Consider the following 19,193-nt stretch of genomic DNA (forward strand, 5'->3'; position numbering starts at 1 on the left):
CTCAGCTTTCCCTAAGCTCGGTCCGCGCCAGGCCGTTGTCGAGATTGATCGTCGTGCGCAGTCGCATCCGTTCCGGTGTCGGCGTCATGATCAGCACGGCGTCTATCTCGATCTTCAGGCCCGCGGTCTTGTCGCCGAGGGTGACCGTCACCGTTGTCGCGCTCTCCTTCAGGCGCGGCTCGAACGTGGCAAGGACGGAGCGGATCTCGCGCGCCAGCACATCGCGGTCGAAGTCCCGCGACGAACGGCCCGAGAAAGAGGGCACGCCATAATTGACCACGCTGCGGCGCACTTCCGGAAAATCGGCGAACGATGGCGGGTTGTCCATTGCCTGTTCTTTTTCGAGGTCGGAAAAAAGCGGCGTGGCTTCGAATCGTTCGGTGTTGAACAAGGCCTCGATATCGCGCCGCACGGCTTCTCTCAGCACGCGTGCGGACACCACCACGCCGCGGCTTTCGATCTCCGCGCGGTGCTGGGTCTGGAAGATCAGCCGGTGCAGGCGCCGTTTCTGGTCCGGCGTCAGCTCCGCGTCGGCGTCGATGTGCCGCGCGCTGCCCGCAACGAGGGTTTCCAGCCGGTCCGCGCCGAGCTCGTCCTGCAACAACTGGCGCAGCCCGTCTATTTCGGAGGTCAGGCCCGGCAGGTCGTTGACGAGGCGGTCCCAAAGAGAGGGTTGGACCGCCTCGCGTTTCGCGCGCGAACTGCCTGTTAGCTGCAGCTTGTTCGCGCCGGGCCGCCGGGCCTCACTTGCCGACATAGACATCCATTTCGATTTCGTCGTCCTTGTCATAGACGAACTTGATCTTCTTGTAGGCGAAGCTGACCTCCTCCTCGATCAAGTCTTCCTCGTCCTCGGCCTGCTTCATGTCGTATTCCATGATCGAGGCGTCGGTCAGGGTAACGACCAGGTAGTCGCTGGTCTCTCCGTCGATCGTCCGGCGGGCGGAGAACACGACTTCGTCCAGCGCCTTGTTGTCGAACAGCGCCTTTTTCAGATAGGGCGAGGCCTTGTCATAGTGTTTGGTGAACTTGATCATGCCCAGGGACACGCGGCCACGACGCGAGAGCGAATTCGGATCGTACGGAGCGACGATCTTGTAATCGACGCCATGGATTTCGATTTCGTCCTCATGGCCGTCACGAACGCTTGGGCCCTTGATATCCGGAACCTTAAGAAAGCCATCGATTTTCACTGCCATTGTCTTTCTCCACCGCTTTCAAACAAAACAAGATGTGGTTGCTGCAATCACGTCTTCACGGACGGTAGTTCCGACACCAGCCTGAGCGAGGCGTTGATGCCTTCCAGCTGGTAGTGCGGACGCAGATAGAAGCGGGCATTGTAATAGCCCGGCCGCCCCTCCACGCTGTCGACCTGGACCTCGGCCGCGGCAAGCGGGCGCTTGGCGCGCGCCTTGTCGTCGGCGAAGGCCGGGTTGGCCAGCACGTAGCGGTTGATCCACTCGGTCAACCAGATCTGCATGTCGGAGCGTTCCTTGAACGATCCGATCTTGTCGCGCGCAATCGCCTTCAGGTAGTGCGCAAAGCGCGAAACCGGGAAAAGATAGGGCAGGTTGGCGCTCAGCCGCTCGTTCGACTGGGCGTCGGGATCGACCAGGCGTCCGGCGCGCGTCTCGTCGTCCTGCAGCGAATGCGCGCCAATGAAAGCGGCGAGATCGGTGTTTTTGCGGTGCAGGATGGGCATCAGGCCGAGCTTGGCCAGTTCCGCCTCGCGCCGGTCGTCGATGGCGACCTCTGTCGGGCATTTCATCGCGATCGAGCCGTCGTCGGTCGGGAAGGAGTGCACTGGCAGGTTGAGCACCGTGCCGCCGTTCTCGACGCCGCGGATCTGCGTGCCCCAGCCGTAGAGCTTATGGCTGCGATTGATGTTGACGCCCATCGGAAAGGCGGCGTTCATCCAGACATATTTGTTGTGATCGGCCTGCACCTCTTCCTCGAAGGTGAAGCCCTTCACCGGAACGGTGTCCGTACCGTAGGGAAGGCGCGCGAGCACACGCGGCATAGTGAGGCCGATGTAGCGCGCGTCCTCGCTCTCGCGCAGCGATTGCCACGAGGCATAGGCCGGGTTCGACACGATCATCTGCAGGTCTTGCGGGTTTGGCAGTTCCTGCCAGCTGTCCATGCGGAACAGGCGCGGCGAGGCGGCGGCGATGAACGGCGTATGCGCGGAGGCGCAGATACCCGAGATGTTGCGCAACAGGCCGACGTCACGCGGATGGTTCGAGAATTCGTAGGCGCCGATAATGCAGCCGATTGGCTCGCCGCCAAGCATCGAATACTCGTCCGTATAGACTTTCTTGAAGATCGGGCTCTGGTCCCACATCTGGCCTTCGTAGTCTTCGAGCGTGTCGGCCAGCTGCTCCTTGGAAATGTTCATCACCCGGATCTTCAGCTTCTGATCCGTCTCAGTGTTGTTGATGAGATACCAGAGGCCACGCCAGGTGCCTTCCATTTCGCGCACTTCCGGTGCGTGCAGGATCTCGTTGACCTGCTCGGTCAGCATCTTGTCGATGCCCGCGATTAGCGACTTGATCGACTTGATCGCGTTGGACGAAATGGTTGTGGTCTCGGAGCGCGATTGCGCTGCGAGCGCGAGGTTGCGCACGAGCTGCTGCAGCTTTTCGCTGTCGTCTTTCTTGACCTTGAAGTCCTTCTCGAGGAGTCCGCTGAATTCCCCGAGGTCGATGCCTTCCGCCTCGGCGACGGCTGGTGCGGTTTTTTGCTGTTCGGCCATGATTTACTCTCCAGCCTTGTCGTCGTCGGACATTGCCTGGCCGGCGATCTTGCTCAGAAGCGGCTCATTGTTCAGCAATTGCGCGATGCGCTTTTCGGCATCGACGCGGCCGTCCATGAAGCCGAGCAGTTCCTCGAGCTGACGCCGCATCTTGAGGATCTCGGCCAATTGCGGAACCTGCGCGGCGATCTTGTCCGGCGCGAAATCGCCCATCTTGGTGAAGGTGAGATCGAGCGCCAGTTCCTCGTCGCGCTCCTGGCCTTCGACCTGTGGCAGCGTGTTCTTCACGCGTGCCTTCACGCGGGGCCCCAGCGCTTCCATGAATTTGGGGAAGCGGTTGGCGTCGGTCTCGACGAAGGCGCGGTCGAGCACCGACTTCGAGGCTTCCTTGGTTTGCGATGCGCCGGAAAGGTCGGCCACCACGCCCATGACAAACGGCAGTTCGATCGTCGTCGGGCTGCCGTAGGTTTCCACGTCGTAGGCGATCTGCACCCGCGGCGCGCGATTTCGTTCGATGACCTTCGCTTTGCTTTCGGCTGGCATGTGTTGCTACCTTTCATCCTTCTGAGCGGCCTTCTTGGCGTCGGGAACGCCGGCCAGGAGCCGGAATTCCTTCAGCCCCGAAGGGGCGAGATCTTCCATCAGTTCAACAAAATCCATGTGCACCATGCGGCGCACGCGGCGGGCCAGATGCGGGATCGGGCTCGACGGTTCGGTGCGGTCGTAGAAGGCGACCACGAGGTCGAGACATTTCACGACGTCGTCGCGCGAGGAGATCCGGTCAGGCAGGCCAGTGCTGCCGGGCTCCGCGTAGCTTGCCACACTTGCCATCGTATCGGCTCCATGACCGTTTCGAGCAGGCATTGCCGGTTCGGCCGGCGCCGGGGCCGGCTTTGCCGCGCCATTCGCAGCGGCCCCGGCGGCCGCGTTGCGTTCGAGCGTCGTCAGCAAACGCTGCAGATACCGCTTTAACTCCGGGACGGGGGCACCGCCCTCGAGACGGGCGTTGAGTGCGGCCTCGACCGCGTCGAGGGCCGCGATCGCGGCGCGGGCGTCGGCGACGAGCGACGTCATCTCGGCGCCGGCTTGATCCACTTGCGCCGCGCAGCCGCTGCGCACCCGGTTGAGGAGTTGGCTGTGGGCACCGGCCAGCGCCGCCTTTTCGGCCGTATTCAACCCCGAGGCGGCTTCCTGAAGCATGACGCGCTCGTCAAGTGCTGCCTGTTCCAGATCGCGTCCGCTGATCGGCCCGATGCCGCGCGGCGCAAAAAGCGTCATCTGACGCAAATCCGCCAGCAAACCGTCCTGACCGTTTTGTAGGTCGGCCAAGGCGTTGAGACGGCGCAAGGCGGCATCGCGTGGCGAAGCGCCCGGCCGCAACGCCGGATGCATCGTGTCCCAATACTGGTCGATGCTTTGTGCAATAAGGCTCAGTCCAAGCGTCAGCCCGGCCAGTTTCTCTTCATTGGCCAGCGCTCGCGCGACAACGACAAGCAGGCGCAGGTCACGGCCATGGCTGCGCAGTTCTTCCGCCTTGTCGAGCACGGCAGGCCAGTCGACCGGAATGGTGGATTCGACCGGCTTGTTGTGACCCTCCTGGACGACCTTGACCTGGGGTTCGGTGAGCCGCTCGATCTCGTGAAAGGCCGGATCGTTGCGCAAATCTCCCCCAGACGGGTTTTCACCGTCCAAAGGATTCAGCCAGAGTGCGAGATCAATCACACGAACCCCCAGCAAGCGGCCCTGAGACCTGCGTGATCAAACATCTATCACACTGCGTCACTTTATCACAATTCAACAGCTGCTCAAAAACTAACGGAAGCTAAACGCGACCATTCTCGCTTGCGGGAACCTGGCGTGTTTACCGAACTCCGTATGTGAAATGCATCGCATAGGCGGGGGCAATTTCATGTTTGTTTTCGAGGAGATGCGGGGCGTTTCGTGAAATGCCAGACGTCGGCCGACTCGACGTCCGGGCGGTTCATTCGTCGTGTGCTTTGTCAAGATGCTGCTTATGTGGCAGGGTATCGGCTGGCAGGTTTCAGGAGCAGGTTCGATGGAACAGCGCCGGGCATCGCAGAGCTTCAAGCGCAAGGAACTGGTCGCTAAGCTCAACCCTGTCGGCGTCCGCGCCTTCAAGGCTGCGGCCGACACGGCCAAGATGCGCGGCAATCCCTATGTCGAACTCGTCCATTTCGTCCAGCAATTGGTGCTTTCGGAGCGCTCGGACGTGCAAATGATCGTCGCCGACGCAGAGATGGATGTCAGCCGGCTAACGGCCGACATGACGCGCGCTGTAGATAAGCTTCCCTATGGCGCGACTTCGGTGGAGGAGTTTTCCGACCATATCTTTCACGCCATCCAGGAGGGCTGGAACCTGGCGGCGCTGGAATTCGGTGTCGAAGAGGTGCGCAGTTCGCATATCCTGCTTGCCTGCCTGAAGACGCCGGTGCTGGAAGGCCTTGTGTCGAAAATCAGCGCCGAATTCGACAAGATCGATGCCGACGCCGTCATCAAGCGCTTTGCCGAGGTGACGGAAGGGTCGCTCGAAGCGGGCGACGCTCCGACGGCACCCGATGCCGAGACGCCGATGAAACGGGGTCCGGGCGGAGACTCTGCGCTGGCCAAATATGCGACCAACCTGACCCAGCGTGCCGGCGACGGCAAGATCGACCCGGTCGTCGGCCGCGATCCGGAGATCAGGCAGATCGTCGACATTCTGATGCGGCGTCGCCAGAACAACCCGATCCTCACCGGCGAGGCAGGGGTCGGCAAGACTGCCGTGGTCGAGGGCTTTGCGCTCCGCATCTCCCAGGGCGACGTGCCGCCAACGCTGCAGAATGTCAGCGTGCATATGCTCGACGTCGGCCTGATGCAGGCGGGCGCCAGCGTGAAGGGCGAATTCGAGAAACGGCTAAAGGCGGTCATCGACGAGGTGCAGTCCTCCGAAAAGCCGATCATCCTGTTCATCGACGAAGCCCATACGCTGATCGGCGCCGGTGGTGCCGCCGGAACCGGCGATGCCGCCAATCTTTTGAAGCCGGCGCTGGCGCGCGGCGAGCTGCGCACGATCGCGGCAACGACCTGGGCCGAATACAAGCAGCATATCGAAAAGGATCCGGCGCTGACGCGCCGTTTCCAGGTGGTCAAGATCGATGAACCGTCGGAGGCGGTGGCCGTTCTCATGCTGCGCGGCGTGGCGGGCGTTCTGGAGCAGCACCACAAGGTGCAGATACTGGACGAGGCGATCGAGGCGGCGGTCGGCCTGTCGCACCGCTACATCCCGGCCAGGCAACTGCCGGACAAGGCAGTGAGCCTGCTCGACACCGCCTGCGCCCGCGTTGCGATATCGCAGCACGCCACGCCGGCCGAGGTCGAGGACATTCTGCGCCGCCGTCAGGCGCTGGAGGTCGAGAACGGCATCATCGGCCGCGAGGCTGCGATCGGCATCGAGGTGACCGGGCGGCAGGCACGGGTCGACGCGGGACTGGCCGAGACCGAAGGCACGCTTGCCGCCGCGCAGGCACGCTGGGAGCGGGAAAAGGCGCTGGTCGCCGAGATCCTCGACCTGCGCGCCAGGCTGCGCGGCGAGGGCGTGCCGCTCGATGCGGTGGCGGCGGAGGAGGCCGCCGGCGAAATGGCGGCTGCGGATGCGGCCGGGACGGCGGTGTCCGAGGCCAAGGCGTCCGACACCGAAACGGCTGAGGCCGAGCCGGAGACGACGGCGACAGCCGGGTCGCCCGCGCCCGATCCGGCTGCCGATCTCACGCGGCTGCGCGAACTGATGGCGGAACTCGCCGAAGCGCAAGGCGAGACACCGCTGATCCTGCCGTCGGTCGACCGCAATGCGGTGGCTGCCGTGGTGCAGGATTGGACCGGTATCCCGACCGGACGCATGCTGTCCAGCCAGACCGAAAAGGCGCTGCGGCTGGCCGGCACCTTGTCCGAGCGCGTGGTCGGCCAGGACCATGCCATGGAGATGATCGCCAAGCGCGTGCAGACCAGCCGCGCCGGCCTCGGCGCGCCGGAAAAGCCGGTCGGCGTGTTCCTGCTCTGCGGCCCGTCTGGCGTCGGCAAGACCGAAACCGCGCTGGCGCTGGCCGAGACGCTCTATGGTGGCGAGCAGAACCTCATCTCGATCAACATGTCCGAATTCCAGGAGGCGCATACCGTCTCGACGCTCAAGGGCGCGCCGCCCGGCTATGTCGGCTATGGCAAGGGCGGCATCCTGACCGAGGCGGTGCGGCGCAAACCCTATTCGGTGATCCTGCTCGACGAGGTCGAGAAGGCGCATCCCGACGTGCACGAGATCTTCTTCCAGGTCTTCGACAAGGGCATGATGGACGACAGCGAGGGCCGGCGGATCGATTTCAAGAACACGCTGATCCTGCTCACCTCCAATGTCGGCTCCGAAGTCATCATGGACCGCACCAAAAACGGCACGATGCGGGCTGGGCTCGACGATCTGGACACGGCGCTGCGCAGCCCGCTGCTGAAGGTGTTTCCGGCGGCCTTCCTTGGCCGTGTGGTGACCATTCCCTACTATCCGCTCTCGGATCAGATGATCGAAGCGATCACCCGCCACCAGTTCGCCAAGATCGCGCGCCGGCTGCGGGCCACCAACGATGCCGAACTGGTGATCGGCGACGGCGTCATGGACCTGGTCAAGGCGCGCTGCACCGAGATCGAATCCGGCGGGCGGATGATCGATGCCATCCTGACCAACACGCTGCTGCCGGAACTGAGCCGCGGCGTGCTGAACCGCTCGCTCGAGGGTGAGAAGCTGACGAAAGTGACGGTTGGCGCTTCAGCGGAAGGGTTTACTTACTCTTTCGAGTAGGCATTTCTTCTGGAATATCTTCCTACCGTAGGAAATGGGTGTGGCTGTCACTAGAGCGGTTCATCGTTTCACGGCCACGCCGAACCGCTCTATCTCTTTGTTTTGACGCAATTCCGGACGGAAAACCGTTTCACACTTTTCCTGGAATTGCTCTAAAGACTACGAGCCACGTTCAGTTCGTATGGATTTCCGATCCCGCAAAGGACGGTATCTCAAGCCCGTGGCGCAGGCCCGTGGCGACGACCGAGACCCGGAATTTTCCAGCCAGCGCCCGGTCGAATATGGCGCCGACGATGATGTCGGCGTCGGCGTCGACCTCCTCGCGGATGCGGGTGGCGGCTTCGTCGACTTCGAACAGCGTCATGTCCATGCCGCCCGAGATCGAGACCAGGACGCCCTTGGCGCCGATCATGGAGGCTTCGTCGAGAAGCGGGTTGGCGATTGCCGCTTCGGCGGCCTTCTTGGCGCGGTCTTCTCCGGCGGCTTCGCCGGTTCCCATCATGGCGCGGCCCATGTCGCGCATCACTGATTTCACATCGGCGAAGTCGAGGTTGATCAGCCCTTCCTTGACGATGAGGTCGGTGATGCAGCCGACGCCCGCATAGAGGACGCGATCGGCCATGGCGAAAGCGTCGGCGAAGGTCGTCTTGGCATCGGCGATCCGGAACAGGTTCTGGTTCGGAATGACGATCACCGTGTCGGCGCACTCGCGAAGCCGCTCAATGCCTTCTTCCGCCGATTGCATGCGGCGCTTTCCCTCGAAGGTGAAAGGCTTGGTGACGACGGCGACGGTCAGGATGCCGGCCTTGCGCGCGGCATGCGCTATGATCGGCGCCGCACCCGTTCCGGTTCCACCGCCCATGCCCGCGGTCACGAAGCACATATGCGTTCCGGCAAGGTGATCCATGATCTCGTCGATCGATTCTTCGGCTGCCGCGCGGCCGACCTCGGGCAGGGAGCCGGCGCCCAGGCCTTCGGTGATATGGGCTCCCAACTGGATCAACCTCGACGACTTCGACATGGTGAGGGCCTGGGCGTCGGTGTTGGCGACGATGAACTCGGCGCCCTGCAGGCCCTCGGCAATCATGTTGTTGACCGCGTTGCCGCCGCCACCGCCGACGCCGACGACGGTTATTTTCGGCCGCATCTCGGAGATTACGGGCCTTGTCGCGGTGTTCATTTGCCGTTTCTCCTGGAACGGACCCGGCGCAGGGGTCGACAGATATCTATTGGCGGCACGGGACAAAAACTTGCTGGTGGGCGAATCAGAACCCGATGGCCATGAGACAGGGAATCAGAGGCTGGACACCACCGCAAGTCCGATGTGCCTCTTGAGGAGCCTGATCGATCCGACGGGCCGATGGCCGGCGGGGCGGCCGGTCGGCGTTTGAGGGGCGGATGGGTGATTTTTTCCCGAAAGGGGGCAGGGATTGTTAATGTTATATACTATTATGGCTTCGGGGTGAAATATATCTAATTAACTTGGCAGTATTCTTGAGTTGATTATGGCCGTACTTGGCGCGCCCCCTCCCGACCTTAAGTGTCGCCCAATCCAGGAAAGTGATTGGGACAAAGTGGTCGATTGCCTGCGCAGGGGCTTTCCGATGCGCAGCCGAAACTACTGGAAGCACGCGCTGACCCGTTTGTCGCAGCGGCCCGCGGTTGACGATTTCCCGCGCTACGGCTTTGCCTTGGAGACATCCGGGCGGATCGTGGGGGTCGTGCTCACCCTCTATGCCCGCTACCAAGGTGGCGAAATCCGCTGCAACATTTCAAGCTGGTCCGTGGACGCAGCGTTCCGTCCCTATGCCATGAAGCTGATCTGGCCGGTTCTCAAACGCAGGGACGTGACCTACACGAACATTTCGCCGGCACCCTCGACCTTGAACGCCAACAAGGCGCTCGGATTTCGCCTGTTTGCCAGCGGCCAGTTCGCCTTCCTGCCCGCCTTGAGCCCGGCGCAACCGTCATGCCGCGTGCTCGAAGTCCGCTCTGACCTCGCCGAAATGGCGATGCTGTCCGATAGCGAGAGATATATACTCCTGGAGCATGCCGCGCTGGGTGGTCTCTCGCTGATCGGCATTCGCGACGAAATGGCCTTTCCGTTGGTGCTGAGGTCGCGCCGGATATTGCACGGTCTCGTCCTTTGCTCGCAGATAGTCTATTGCCGATCTCTCACGGATCTGAGCCGCTGCGCCGGCGCGATGGGGCGCTTCATCCTGCGACGCGGAACCCTGCTTTGCCTCGTCGACGCCAATGAGCCTGTCCCGGGTCTGCTCGGCCGGTATTTTCCGAGGAAGGGGCTGAAGTACTTCAAAGGGCCGAAAACCGCCTTCGCCCGGCGACCTGACGTTCACCGAACTGGTGATATTCGGTCCCTGAAAGTTAGCCTTGCAGCCCGGCCCTTGCCGCCGCCATCTCACGCCAGCGCGTTCCCAGCGAGACACCGACGAGCAGCAGGCAGAAACTGAGAGCGAGAGGCGAGTAGAATGCCTCTTCCTGCAACACGGCATTGGCCGAGATGGTGACAATGCCGACGAAACCAAACAGGAAATTCAGGTCGCCGGTTTCGATCAGCTGCCGCCGCGCCGCCACGGCGAGCGCTGCCAGGAAGCCGAAGAAAACCAGGCTGCCAATTCCCATCTGGTACAGCATGACGCCGACGGCGCTTTCGACCGGGATCGACGCGGCGCCTTCCGCCTGGGCGGTCGACCAGCTGAGATTGATGCTGGTGCTCGACAGATTGCCGCCCAGCCCCAGTCCCTGGCCAAGCGGGTTGGCCAAGAAGTCGCGTATGCCCGCCGCCAGGCCGAGCACGTGATAGTCGCCATGCGTGGCGCCATAGGCAATTGCCGCGGTTGTCCAGACCAAGGCCAGGGCGACGACACCGGAAAGCGTCAGGCCGGTGCGGGAAGGGCTATGGAACAGCCGTACGCAGAGCGCGACGAGCAGCATGAATGTCGCGCCCTTGGAGCCGATGACAAGCAGCAGCGGCAGAGCGGCGATGGGCAGCAGCCAGCGACCCCTGAAGAGCAGCCAGGCCGATATGATGCTCAGCGCATAGGCATAGCTGATCGAATGAAAGTTCGGACCGCCTATACGAAAGACGCTGGGCAGGATGTCGTTGAAGAACGGCGTGTTGAAGAAGGTCGTCGTCATCACGTCCTCAAGCCCGCGGAAAACGAAGCCGGTTTCCTTGAGCGCCTTCTCCCACACGCCGGTCTCGATCTGCCGCGCGATGTTGCGTTCGATGTAGAGGTCGCCATGAAAGAGGCCGAGGAAGTTCATCGTGAAGGTCAGTTCCACATAGCCGTAGATGACCGCGCCACTGCCGAGCCAGAGCATGCTCTTGCGCAGGTCGATGGGATAGAGGCTGGCCGCCAGGACCGCGATGTGGAAGCAGGCGAGGGGCGTGATCGTGTTGCGGAAGTAGACGACCGCGTCCTTGGGACCGCCATGCACGACCCCCAGGGCGAAATAGAAACAGATCGTCCCGCACAGCACGATGCTCAGCAGCAGCCAGGCGCGCAATTCGGGCAAGGCGCGCACGCGGTGCTGAAACGACGCCGCCAGGAAGATGCAGAAGGCGGTCATCAGGATGATGAAGTTCGTACCGCGCAGCGCGTCGAACGTATCGTTGTCGGGTATGTAAGGCGTGTACCACGCCACCATCATGTTCTGGTAGAGAAAGGCGCAGATGATCACGACAGGAATGCCCGCCGGCACCGCGTTCGAAACGATCAGCGTCAGTATGAACGTCGCGACAATCCCGAACGGCGTCCACACCGCAAAGGCCGAAACGCCGAGCGCAACGACGATGAGCGCCATCGAGACATGCAGCAGGGCCTCGGCGCTCGATGCGTCCGGAGCCCGCGCGCTTAGCCCGGCATGCGGATATGTCCCTGTGATGCTCATTGCCGGTCCGCTTTGATCCTCGCCTGCGCCAGCCTGCAGCCTTGACGTCTGTTGTCCATTTCAGTCGCCGTCTCCCAGCAGGGCGGCAATCATCTGAGGATCGAACCCCTCGGTGCTTTGCCTGCTGGCGATAAAGCCAAAACCCTGATCGAGCTCCCAATGAGCCCAGCCGATGTGGTTCGCCTCGGCCGCCTTGCGCACGGCACGGGTCCAGGCCGCGCGGCTTGCTGGATCCACGCAGAAATTGAGCACGCCGAACTCGTTCAGGATGACCGGGCAGTCATGGGCACTGGACCAGCGTCCGAGCTTGGCAAAGTCCGCAGCGATCCGCGCCTCTGTCCAAGGATCTGACAATTCCTTCTCCACCAGGGAGGCAGCCTCTTCGTCGCCCGCAGCCCGCAATCTGGAGACAAGCGCGCGCACCTGCGGCATGTCCATTGTCGCGGGAAAGGGCAGGTTGGCGATGCGGGCGAGCGGCGATGTATCCCAGTTCTCGCATTGATGGGTGAACGCCATGGGCGCGTAGTAGTGGATGGCTGCAATCTGCCTGTCGTCGACCAAGGGCGGCGTGTCGGCTATTTCCCATATGCCCTGGAAGCGTGCCGGGCCCCAGACCAGCGTGTGGAGCGGACATTTGGCCCGCAACGTCTCGGCGAGCTGTTGGCGCAGCTCAAGCCATGCGGCGCGCTCCATCGGCGGCTCGTTCAACAGTTCCGGGTAGACCGAATTCGTCGGCAGGTCGGCGATGACGGCGCGCAGGGCCGTCCAGGCCAGGACCACCCGCCTGGCCGCATTTGCCGGATCATGCTCGAAAGCCGCACGAAGATCGCCGGACGGATGCATGTCCACCAGAACGGCGAAGGCCAGCCCGACAAGCTCTGCGACCCCGTCGCGGATGCGGCGGAGCACCGCCCGGTCGCCTGCCGAGACAAGATCGCCGTTCACCGGCAGGCGGATTGTTTCGAACCCGGACTGCCGCAGCTTTTGCAGCGTCGCCGTGGCGGGAGCGGTTCCTGCTTCGCGTTCGAACCATCCGGGAAGATTGAAGCCACGCGAAGGAACGGGGCGAGCGGCCGTTGCCGGCAGCGCGGTCGAGACGGAGAAGGGGAGGGTCGTAAGCAAAGCCCCGCCAGCAAGTGCAAGCGCATGCCGCCGTGACACTGTCAGCGGCGATACCAGCTCAACCGCCCGCATGGATCAACTCCTTGCGAGGGAACTGCGGCGCAATCCGCCGGCCCCAGACGCGACATCGGGCATTGCCTTTGCGCCGGCGGGCTGTGCGCTGTCGATCACAAGAGTGGCGCTGCGTTCGATCTGGCCGGCGCCGAGATGCTGCTCGAGCAGGGCGGCGGTCCCCGACGCAGACTCGGATGGGCTTAGCGCGAAAAGCATCAGATCGGCTCTTGCAAAGATCTCCCGATCCCAACCGTTCTCACCAAGGGATGGGGCAATCACGAGCACGAAATCGAATGCGCCCCCGGCTTCGGCCAGAATGCCGCGCAAGGTGTTGCGATCCCGGAATTCTGCCCCCTTCTCCACGGCCGGACTGCATACGACGGTGCGCAGGCCGCTCGCGCCATCGATGAACAGGCCGGGTCCGTAGCCAGCACGGTGCGGCTGGCCTCCGATTTCAACCACAAGCACATTCTGCTCGGCTTGCTGGAGACCAATCCCGACCATCGCGCCCGCAAGCCTTGCGTCGACATTGCTGCGCGTGGAGGAGACCAGAAGCACGAAGGGTTTGGGGTGGTCGCTAAGGCGCAGGAGTATTTGCCGCATAAGCTTCAGCACGCCCAGCGAAAGCGCGTCGCTGCCGGCTTGAAACAGTGACTTCCTCAGCACCTTGATGCTTGAATGCGCCGCACCGCCGGCGACCCCCGGCAGGCGGTACTCGCCGAAATTGGCTGGCAATGGACGAGACATGGCAGGTGCGCCGTCCTTTTTCGGCTCTTTTGGCTGGGTCGCCTGCGGCACCGCTTCGCGAGGGCTTCGCGGGTCATCCTCCGGCTTGCGGACCGGCCCCAGCGCGATGGCGATACCGCATCCGGCGATGAGGCCCAGAAAGGCGCTGACCGGCAGGAGCAGGGCGGGCTTCGGCCAGGTCGGCTGCAGCGGCGCGGAGGCGGCGCTGATCGTGCGCGCCTCGGATGTCTGGACGCCTTGCATCTGCGACGTTTCCTGCGCGCGTTTCAGGAAATCGTCGAGCACGGTGCGGGCGGCCTGGGCCTTAGAGTCCAGTTGCCGCAGTTGCACCTGTGCGATATTCGAGTTCGTGGACTGCTGGCGCAGGGCCTCGAGCTTGGCCTGCAGCTTCGCCACATTCTGGGCGGCGAGATCGTAGCTGGCCTTCAGCTGCTGTCTTATCCGCTCCGCCTCGGCGGCCATCAGCCGGTTCATGCGATCGAGCTCCGACCTGAGCCGCGCAATGGCCGGATGACGAGGCCCATACATGGTTTCGAGATTGGCGAGCTCTGCCGCGCGCTGGTTATAGTCGTCGCGCAATTTGACGGCGGAATTGGAGAAAAGGATTTCCGCCAGCTTGGCCAGGCCGGCCGGCGAGGTGCCTGCGGCCAGCGCCTGATTGTATCGGTCCCGCGCCTGATCGGCGTCGCCCTGTGCGGTTATCAGCTGCGCCGTCAGTTGGTCGAGCTGCGACTGCAACGTGCCGCCATCTGCCGACCCCAGGATCTCGTGCTCCGACTTGAAATCCTCGACCGCGCGCTCGGCGTCGCTGACGTCCTTCTGAAGACCCTTGATCCTGTCATTGAGGAGAGAATTCACGTCGCTGTTGGCGGTTTCGCGTTCTCCGGCGAGGCCCGTTCTGTAGCGATTGACGATGGCGTTGGCGATGCGCGCGGCCTTGTCCGGCGATGGCGACGTGAAGGAGACATTGATGACATAGGTCAGTCCTTCACGGTCCACCGATACCGCTTTTTGAAAGCGCTTGAAGGCCGCGTCCGGTGAGGGGCCGCGGCCCGCTCCAAACATCGACAAGACACGCGAGACCAGGCCTATGCCTGAAAATTCCGGATCGTTTTGAAGCCCCTCTTTGTCGAACACTGCTTCCAGCAAGTCCTGCGATTCGATGACGAAGACCTGGCTTGCGATGGCGGCGCTGTCGGCGCCGATCCCGGGAAGAACGTCATTGAAATTGGTCGCGCGCGAATCGCGCGGGTCGATCAATATCGAGGCGGTCGCCGTGTAGCTCGGGCTCGTCATGGCAAGATAAAGCAGTGCTAGCAGCAGCGCCGCGCCGGCGATGGCAAGCACCATGACGCGTCGCCCCCACAGGACTGCCCATAGCGGTCCTATGTCGAACAAAGGTGGAAGCGTGCGATCGTCGGTTCTGGCTGGCGTCATCGGTTTCCTCTGCAGAGCGCGCCTTCCGGCCTTACTCTACACCGCCAGTATTCAGAATTATCGTTAGTCTTCCGTTAAGGTTACCGCGCCCGATGCTCAAATTAACAAACTGGTGACGGTAACCATGCGGAGCGTTCGCGCTGGCGCGATCGCAGGCTTTTGCTCTATTGAGAGACAGGTTTCAGCGTCGGCTCGCCTGCCGCGGGGGTAGGGCATCGCCGAACGCCACAGGGGCCGAAGTTGGATGAAAATATAAGCAATCGCAGCGCGATACCAGGCGCCGACACCCGTCCTGCAGCCGACGATATGCGCATGTCTATCGCTACGCTCGCCAGGAACGGCGCCGTGGCGGGCGTGATCAAGCTCGCCAGCGCCGGTCTGTCCTTCCTGATGTTCGTGGCCGTGGCGATGGTCATGGACGGAAGGCAGTTCGGCCTCTACAGCGCAGCCTATGCCGGCGCCAGCCTCGTCTCTTTCTTCGCTTCGGTGGGTCAGCAGAGCACCGTGCTGAGATTCTGGCCGCAATATGTCGGGCTCAGTGACCACAGTTCGGCCCATGGCATGATGGCCCGCGCCATTCTCGTCGCGCTTACCGGGCTCGTTGGCTCCAGCCTGCTCATTCTCATGGTCGGATTCTTGCCGTTCATCGGGAAAGGCACGCCGGAATGGCTTTCGCTGTGCGTGGCGGCTGCGGTCCTGTCGTTCGCACTCGGCTGGTCGGAATTCACGTCCGGCGCTTTCCGCGCCAAGAACAAGCTCATATCCGGCCTGTTGCCGCGCGACATCATCTGGCGTGCGGGCACGATTGCCGCCATTGCCGCTTGCCATTTCATGCATATCGAGATGAGCGCAGTCGCGGCGACCTATCTGACTGCCTTGCTGCTCATCCTTTCGGTTGTTCCGCAGACGCTGCTTCTCGTGCGCGACACGGCGCGCGCCAATCGCGGCCCACTCACCGAGGGGCAAAAGAGGGAATTCAAGATCGTGACGCTTGGCCTGTGGGGCGTCACCTCGCTGCCGCCGGCGCTCGGCCAGGTGAGCACGCTGCTTGTGGCGGTGATCCTGGGACCTGAGGCGGCCGGCGCGATCTTCGTCGCCGATCGGACCACGCGGTTCGTGGCGCTTGCGCTCAATGGAATCAATCAGGCGCTCGCGCCACAGATTTCAAGCGCCTTCTACAGCGGCGACAGGGCGCATGTTCAGCGCATCACCAATCTCGCCGCGCTTGGCAGCTTTGCCATTGCACTCTGCGTGCTTGCAGCGTTCTGGATTTTCGGCGGCTTTATCCTGTCCATGTTCAATCCGACCTACGACACGCCCACCATGCGGGCAACACTCGTCATCTTCGGCATAGGCGCAACCTTTGCCACGGCTTGTGGCCCGATCGAGATCCTCCTGCAGTTGACCGGCCTGCAGCATGCGCTGTTCAAGGTTCTGGTTGTCGTCAACATACTGGGGCTCGGCGCGACGGCGGTGACGACGTATCTCTTTGGACCCATTGGCGCGGCAGTCAGCATCGCCGGAACGGTCATCGCCTGGACCGCCATTGCCGTGTCGATCGCACGGCGCAGGATAGGCATAAATCCATCTGTCTTCGGCTTCACGATGGCAAGAGCTGCGCCCGTTCCTGGTGTGATGCTGAAAGGTCGTACGTGAAGCTCATTCAGGTACAGACCCAAGCGGAGGCCGCGGGCGCGCAGCGTATTTCCGACATGGTGGGCGAAGGCTTGCGGGCGCGCGGGCACGAGGTGCGCACCGTCTTCATGTACCGCAAGACGGACGCCTTCGATGCCGATCCTTATGCGGATTTCATCCTCAGCGAGAGTCCAAAGGGATTGCCTGGGCAGATCCGGGCTGCCATTGGTCTCGCGACCTATCTGCGCAAGTCGCGGCCGGATGCCGTCATCACCTATCAGCACTACGGCAACATCTTCGGCACGATCGGCGCCCGCCTGGCGGGCGTAACCCGGATCATCGCCAACCAGAGCGGTTCGCCGCACAGCAAAGGGGTGATGGGGGTCCTCTCCCAGATCGACAGGCTGATGGGCGTGGTTGGCCTCTACCGGACGAATGTCGTCAACTCGGCCTGGACGGAAGCGCAATTCAGTCACTATCCGCAAGCCTATCGGCGGCGCTTGCGGCGCATCGATCATGGCGTTGCCGCGCCGCCTGAAAACTTCGACAAGGCGGCGGCACGCGCTTCCTTTGGCTTGCCTCGGAATGCATGGCTCGCCGTCTCGTCCGGCCGGCTGACGCAACAGAAGAACCAGATTGCGCTCGTTGGGGCGCTCGATCAGCTGCCTGATATCCATGTCGCGATTGCCGGTGTCGGGCCGGAGCGCGACACGCTTGTCGCCTTGGCCAAAAGCCGGGATGTGGCGGACCGGCTGCATCTGGTCGGCGAAGTCCCCCCGTCGCGTATTTTCGAGTTCCTGGCGGCAGGCGACATCTACGCGTTTCCGTCGTTGAACGAGACCTTCGGTCTTGCCTGCGTCGAAGCGGCAGTTTCCGGTTTGCCTGTCGTGGCGAACGACCTCGCCGTCATGCGGGAGGTGCTTGCTACCGAGGATGGCGAGACCGCGGCGATCTTCGTCGAGGACGACGCCACCGGCATGGCCAAGGGGCTGGCCGACTTGATGGCCGGGCCGGAAATCATGGCCAGGCTTTCAGCGGCAGGGCGGCGGCTCAAGGACAAATACGCGCCGGCCAGGATGTGCGCGGGCTACGAGGCGCTACTTCTTTCCTGAACGTCTTCGCACCGCCGCTATGCCGTCGATCGCTTCCAACGCGCCCGATCGATTGAGCGTGTGGATTTTCGGATAGGGCCAGTCGCCATCCGTGTCGATCGGCCGGGGCGCCGAAAGCCGCACCGTCTGCTGGTCGAGTTCCAACAATTCGCATAGGCCGAGCCCGCCGCCATAGCCGAGCGTTCCGTCCTGGACCGGGAGCAACACATGGCCCTCATCGATGCGAACGAAAGCACCACCTGGACGAGCCATGCGATGGTCGATCATGACAGGGTTCATAAGGTGGGGTTTCCACGGACCGGCGAGTGCGGGAGCGCAGAAAACCACCAGCGTGTCGGAGGTGCTGCCATAGCCATCGCGATCGGTGGCGAACAGCCAAAGCAGCCCGCCATGCTCGAGCAGCGTCGCGTCGGAAATCTCGCCTTCGACCAGCACGGTCTCGGCGATCCAGCGGTCCGGGAAGGCCGAGGCACGGTAGAGCGTGAGCCTGCCGCTGGCGCTCGCCTCGGGAAGCATCCAGATCTCGCCGTCGCGCTCGAACACCTGCGGATAGGAGAGGTGGTGCGGCTCTTCCAGAACGACGCGTGGCGCCTCGGGAGCGCCGGCTGCGTCAAACGGGACGACGGAGATGACGGCCTTGCCGGTCGCATGGGGATAGTCCTCGACGAAGAGGAACGACCGGCCCTGCCACTGGAACGGGAACGGATCGGCATAGAAGTGGTCGCCCGGGTCGGGCAGGACCGACCAGCCGGGGCCAAGCCCGGCCGTATTCGCGATGCCTGGCGCATCGGTAAAGCGGTAGCCGACGCGCCAATGCGCATGACGGAAACCTATGCGCCGGATGATCTCCCGGCCAAGCCGCGGCAGCGCCGAGCCCAGATAGGCTGACACGAACTGCATCGCCGTGCCGCCACCGCGGACTTCAGACATGCGTTCGTTATTGACAAGCCGGCCTTCAGCAAATGCCCGAACCACCGAGACGAGCAAGGTGATGGCGCGGGCAAGCACGTCCTCGGTGCCGAGTGCCGCCGATTCCCGCTTGTCCACCATCGGCCGTGCCCAGCCCACCAGCGTCTTCTTGTCGAGGACGGCTTCGATCAAAGGCAGCCTTCCGGCCGCGACCGCGATTGCCGCCGAGAGATCAGATGCGGATCCGTCGAACAGGAGGCCAACGGTCGGGACATCCGATGGGGCAGCGTTGCCGGCGAGGTCCAGTCTTAGCGCGGCGGACCGGTGCCCGCTTCGTGCCTCGATCTCATGCGGCGAGGCGGCAAGGTTGGGGCGGCGCCGTCGAAACAGGCGCTGTTCAAAGGCAAAGGCGGCTTTTGCCGCCATCGGCCAGTTTGCTGCTCCGGGCTGATGGCGCACAGCCACATCATGGCCGTCCGCCTGAAGCCGCTCTATGGCGACCTTCTGCCACAGGCGGGGGCTCGATTGCGGAACAATCACCTCGATCGACAGCATGTCATTCCCGTCCGGCTGTAATGGTGCTCGGGTTCCAGACACTTGAAAAGAAATGATTTGACCGAAAAAGCTTACATTGGAGTTACGTTCAAAGTCCGACTGCGTGATTCACGAG

14 protein-coding genes are annotated in these 19,193 nt (G+C 62.9%); 4 read left to right on the plus strand and 10 right to left on the minus strand.

The window, feature by feature from the left end; translation table 11 throughout:
- Position 1: 1 nt before the first annotated feature.
- The 5 genes from tssE to tssA are packed head-to-tail and all read right to left on the minus strand — an operon-like array spanning position 2 to position 4,474.
- Positions 2–757, minus strand: a complete 756-nt coding sequence (tssE, locus tag AC04SI_RS15650) for a type VI secretion system baseplate subunit TssE (protein ID WP_404279052.1) — start codon at positions 755–757, stop codon at positions 2–4.
- Positions 744–1,199, minus strand: a complete 456-nt coding sequence (locus tag AC04SI_RS15655) for an Hcp family type VI secretion system effector (protein WP_006204798.1) — start codon at positions 1,197–1,199, stop codon at positions 744–746. Before AC04SI_RS15655 ends, tssE begins: the two co-directional genes overlap by 14 nt.
- A 47-nt stretch (positions 1,200–1,246) precedes the next feature.
- The gene (gene tssC / locus AC04SI_RS15660) at positions 1,247–2,752 is read right to left on the minus strand and encodes a type VI secretion system contractile sheath large subunit (protein ID WP_006204799.1); all 1,506 of its coding nucleotides are present in this window, start codon (positions 2,750–2,752) and stop codon (positions 1,247–1,249) included.
- A gap of 3 nt (positions 2,753–2,755) precedes the next feature.
- Positions 2,756–3,295: a type VI secretion system contractile sheath small subunit gene (gene tssB, locus AC04SI_RS15665; protein ID WP_192182804.1), complete on the minus strand. Its 540-nt coding sequence runs from the start codon at positions 3,293–3,295 to the stop codon at positions 2,756–2,758.
- 6 nt (positions 3,296–3,301) lie between these two features.
- Complete coding sequence (gene tssA, locus AC04SI_RS15670) at positions 3,302–4,474, minus strand: type VI secretion system protein TssA (RefSeq protein ID WP_192182805.1); 1,173 nt, start codon at positions 4,472–4,474, stop codon at positions 3,302–3,304.
- A 334-nt stretch (positions 4,475–4,808) separates the two neighbouring features.
- On the opposite strand from tssA, the gene tssH reads away from it, so the two are divergent.
- On the plus strand, positions 4,809–7,592 hold the full coding sequence (tssH, locus tag AC04SI_RS15675; RefSeq protein WP_404278813.1) for a type VI secretion system ATPase TssH: 2,784 nt from the start codon (positions 4,809–4,811) through the stop codon (positions 7,590–7,592).
- Positions 7,593–7,764: 172 nt separating this feature from the next.
- On the opposite strand, the gene ftsZ is transcribed toward tssH, so the two are convergent.
- The gene (gene ftsZ, locus AC04SI_RS15680) at positions 7,765–8,772 is read right to left on the minus strand and encodes a cell division protein FtsZ (protein ID WP_192182807.1); all 1,008 of its coding nucleotides are present in this window, start codon (positions 8,770–8,772) and stop codon (positions 7,765–7,767) included.
- 424 nt (positions 8,773–9,196) lie between these two features.
- On the opposite strand from ftsZ, the gene AC04SI_RS15685 reads away from it, so the two are divergent.
- Positions 9,197–10,063 carry a hypothetical protein gene (locus AC04SI_RS15685; protein ID WP_488474464.1) on the plus strand — a complete coding sequence of 289 codons (867 nt, stop codon included), beginning with the start codon at positions 9,197–9,199 and terminating at the stop codon, positions 10,061–10,063.
- Here the strand turns inward: AC04SI_RS15685 and AC04SI_RS15690 are convergent.
- Genes AC04SI_RS15690 through AC04SI_RS15700 form a run of 3 tightly spaced genes read right to left on the minus strand, consistent with a single transcriptional unit; the run spans position 9,978 to position 14,867 of the window.
- On the minus strand, positions 9,978–11,507 hold the full coding sequence (locus tag AC04SI_RS15690; protein WP_404278809.1) for a hypothetical protein: 1,530 nt from the start codon (positions 11,505–11,507) through the stop codon (positions 9,978–9,980). The two genes, AC04SI_RS15685 and AC04SI_RS15690, sit on opposite strands and share 86 nt — an antisense overlap.
- 60 nt (positions 11,508–11,567) lie before the next feature.
- Positions 11,568–12,701, minus strand: coding sequence for a glycoside hydrolase family 5 protein (locus tag AC04SI_RS15695; RefSeq protein ID WP_404278807.1), 1,134 nt, complete (start codon positions 12,699–12,701; stop codon positions 11,568–11,570).
- Positions 12,702–12,704: 3 nt separating this feature from the next.
- Positions 12,705–14,867, minus strand: a complete 2,163-nt coding sequence (locus AC04SI_RS15700; protein ID WP_488474465.1) for a GumC family protein — start codon at positions 14,865–14,867, stop codon at positions 12,705–12,707.
- Between the two features lie 312 nt (positions 14,868–15,179).
- Between AC04SI_RS15700 and AC04SI_RS15705 the strand changes: the two genes are divergently transcribed.
- Complete coding sequence (locus AC04SI_RS15705) at positions 15,180–16,523, plus strand: lipopolysaccharide biosynthesis protein (protein WP_404278803.1); 1,344 nt, start codon at positions 15,180–15,182, stop codon at positions 16,521–16,523.
- Positions 16,520–17,614 carry a glycosyltransferase family 4 protein gene (locus AC04SI_RS15710; protein ID WP_488474466.1) on the plus strand — a complete coding sequence of 365 codons (1,095 nt, stop codon included), beginning with the start codon at positions 16,520–16,522 and terminating at the stop codon, positions 17,612–17,614. The genes AC04SI_RS15705 and AC04SI_RS15710 overlap by 4 nt, the downstream gene beginning before the upstream one ends.
- Here the strand turns inward: AC04SI_RS15710 and AC04SI_RS15715 are convergent.
- Entirely contained in the window at positions 17,600–19,078 is a 1,479-nt protein-coding gene (locus AC04SI_RS15715) for a glucosamine inositolphosphorylceramide transferase family protein (RefSeq protein ID WP_488474467.1), read from the minus strand. The genes AC04SI_RS15710 and AC04SI_RS15715 overlap by 15 nt on opposite strands.
- Positions 19,079–19,193 lie beyond the last annotated feature (115 nt).

The sequence above is a fragment of the Mesorhizobium sp. CNPSo 4689 genome (assembly GCF_057784325.1).

Coding starts and splice junctions, on each gene's coding strand:
- AC04SI_RS15655 (WP_006204798.1), bottom strand. CDS start 1,199: ATGGCAGTGAAAATCGATGGCTTTCTTAAGGTTCCGGATATCAAGGGC.
- AC04SI_RS15715 (WP_488474467.1), bottom strand. CDS start 19,078: ATGCTGTCGATCGAGGTGATTGTTCCGCAATCGAGCCCCCGCCTGTGG.
- tssE (WP_404279052.1), bottom strand. CDS start 757: ATGTCGGCAAGTGAGGCCCGGCGGCCCGGCGCGAACAAGCTGCAGCTA.
- AC04SI_RS15700 (WP_488474465.1), bottom strand. CDS start 14,867: ATGACGCCAGCCAGAACCGACGATCGCACGCTTCCACCTTTGTTCGAC.
- tssC (WP_006204799.1), bottom strand. CDS start 2,752: ATGGCCGAACAGCAAAAAACCGCACCAGCCGTCGCCGAGGCGGAAGGC.
- AC04SI_RS15705 (WP_404278803.1), top strand. CDS start 15,180: ATGTCTATCGCTACGCTCGCCAGGAACGGCGCCGTGGCGGGCGTGATC.
- tssB (WP_192182804.1), bottom strand. CDS start 3,295: ATGCCAGCCGAAAGCAAAGCGAAGGTCATCGAACGAAATCGCGCGCCG.
- ftsZ (WP_192182807.1), bottom strand. CDS start 8,772: ATGAACACCGCGACAAGGCCCGTAATCTCCGAGATGCGGCCGAAAATA.
- AC04SI_RS15685 (WP_488474464.1), top strand. CDS start 9,197: ATGCGCAGCCGAAACTACTGGAAGCACGCGCTGACCCGTTTGTCGCAG.
- AC04SI_RS15695 (WP_404278807.1), bottom strand. CDS start 12,701: ATGCGGGCGGTTGAGCTGGTATCGCCGCTGACAGTGTCACGGCGGCAT.
- AC04SI_RS15690 (WP_404278809.1), bottom strand. CDS start 11,507: ATGAGCATCACAGGGACATATCCGCATGCCGGGCTAAGCGCGCGGGCT.
- tssH (WP_404278813.1), top strand. CDS start 4,809: ATGGAACAGCGCCGGGCATCGCAGAGCTTCAAGCGCAAGGAACTGGTC.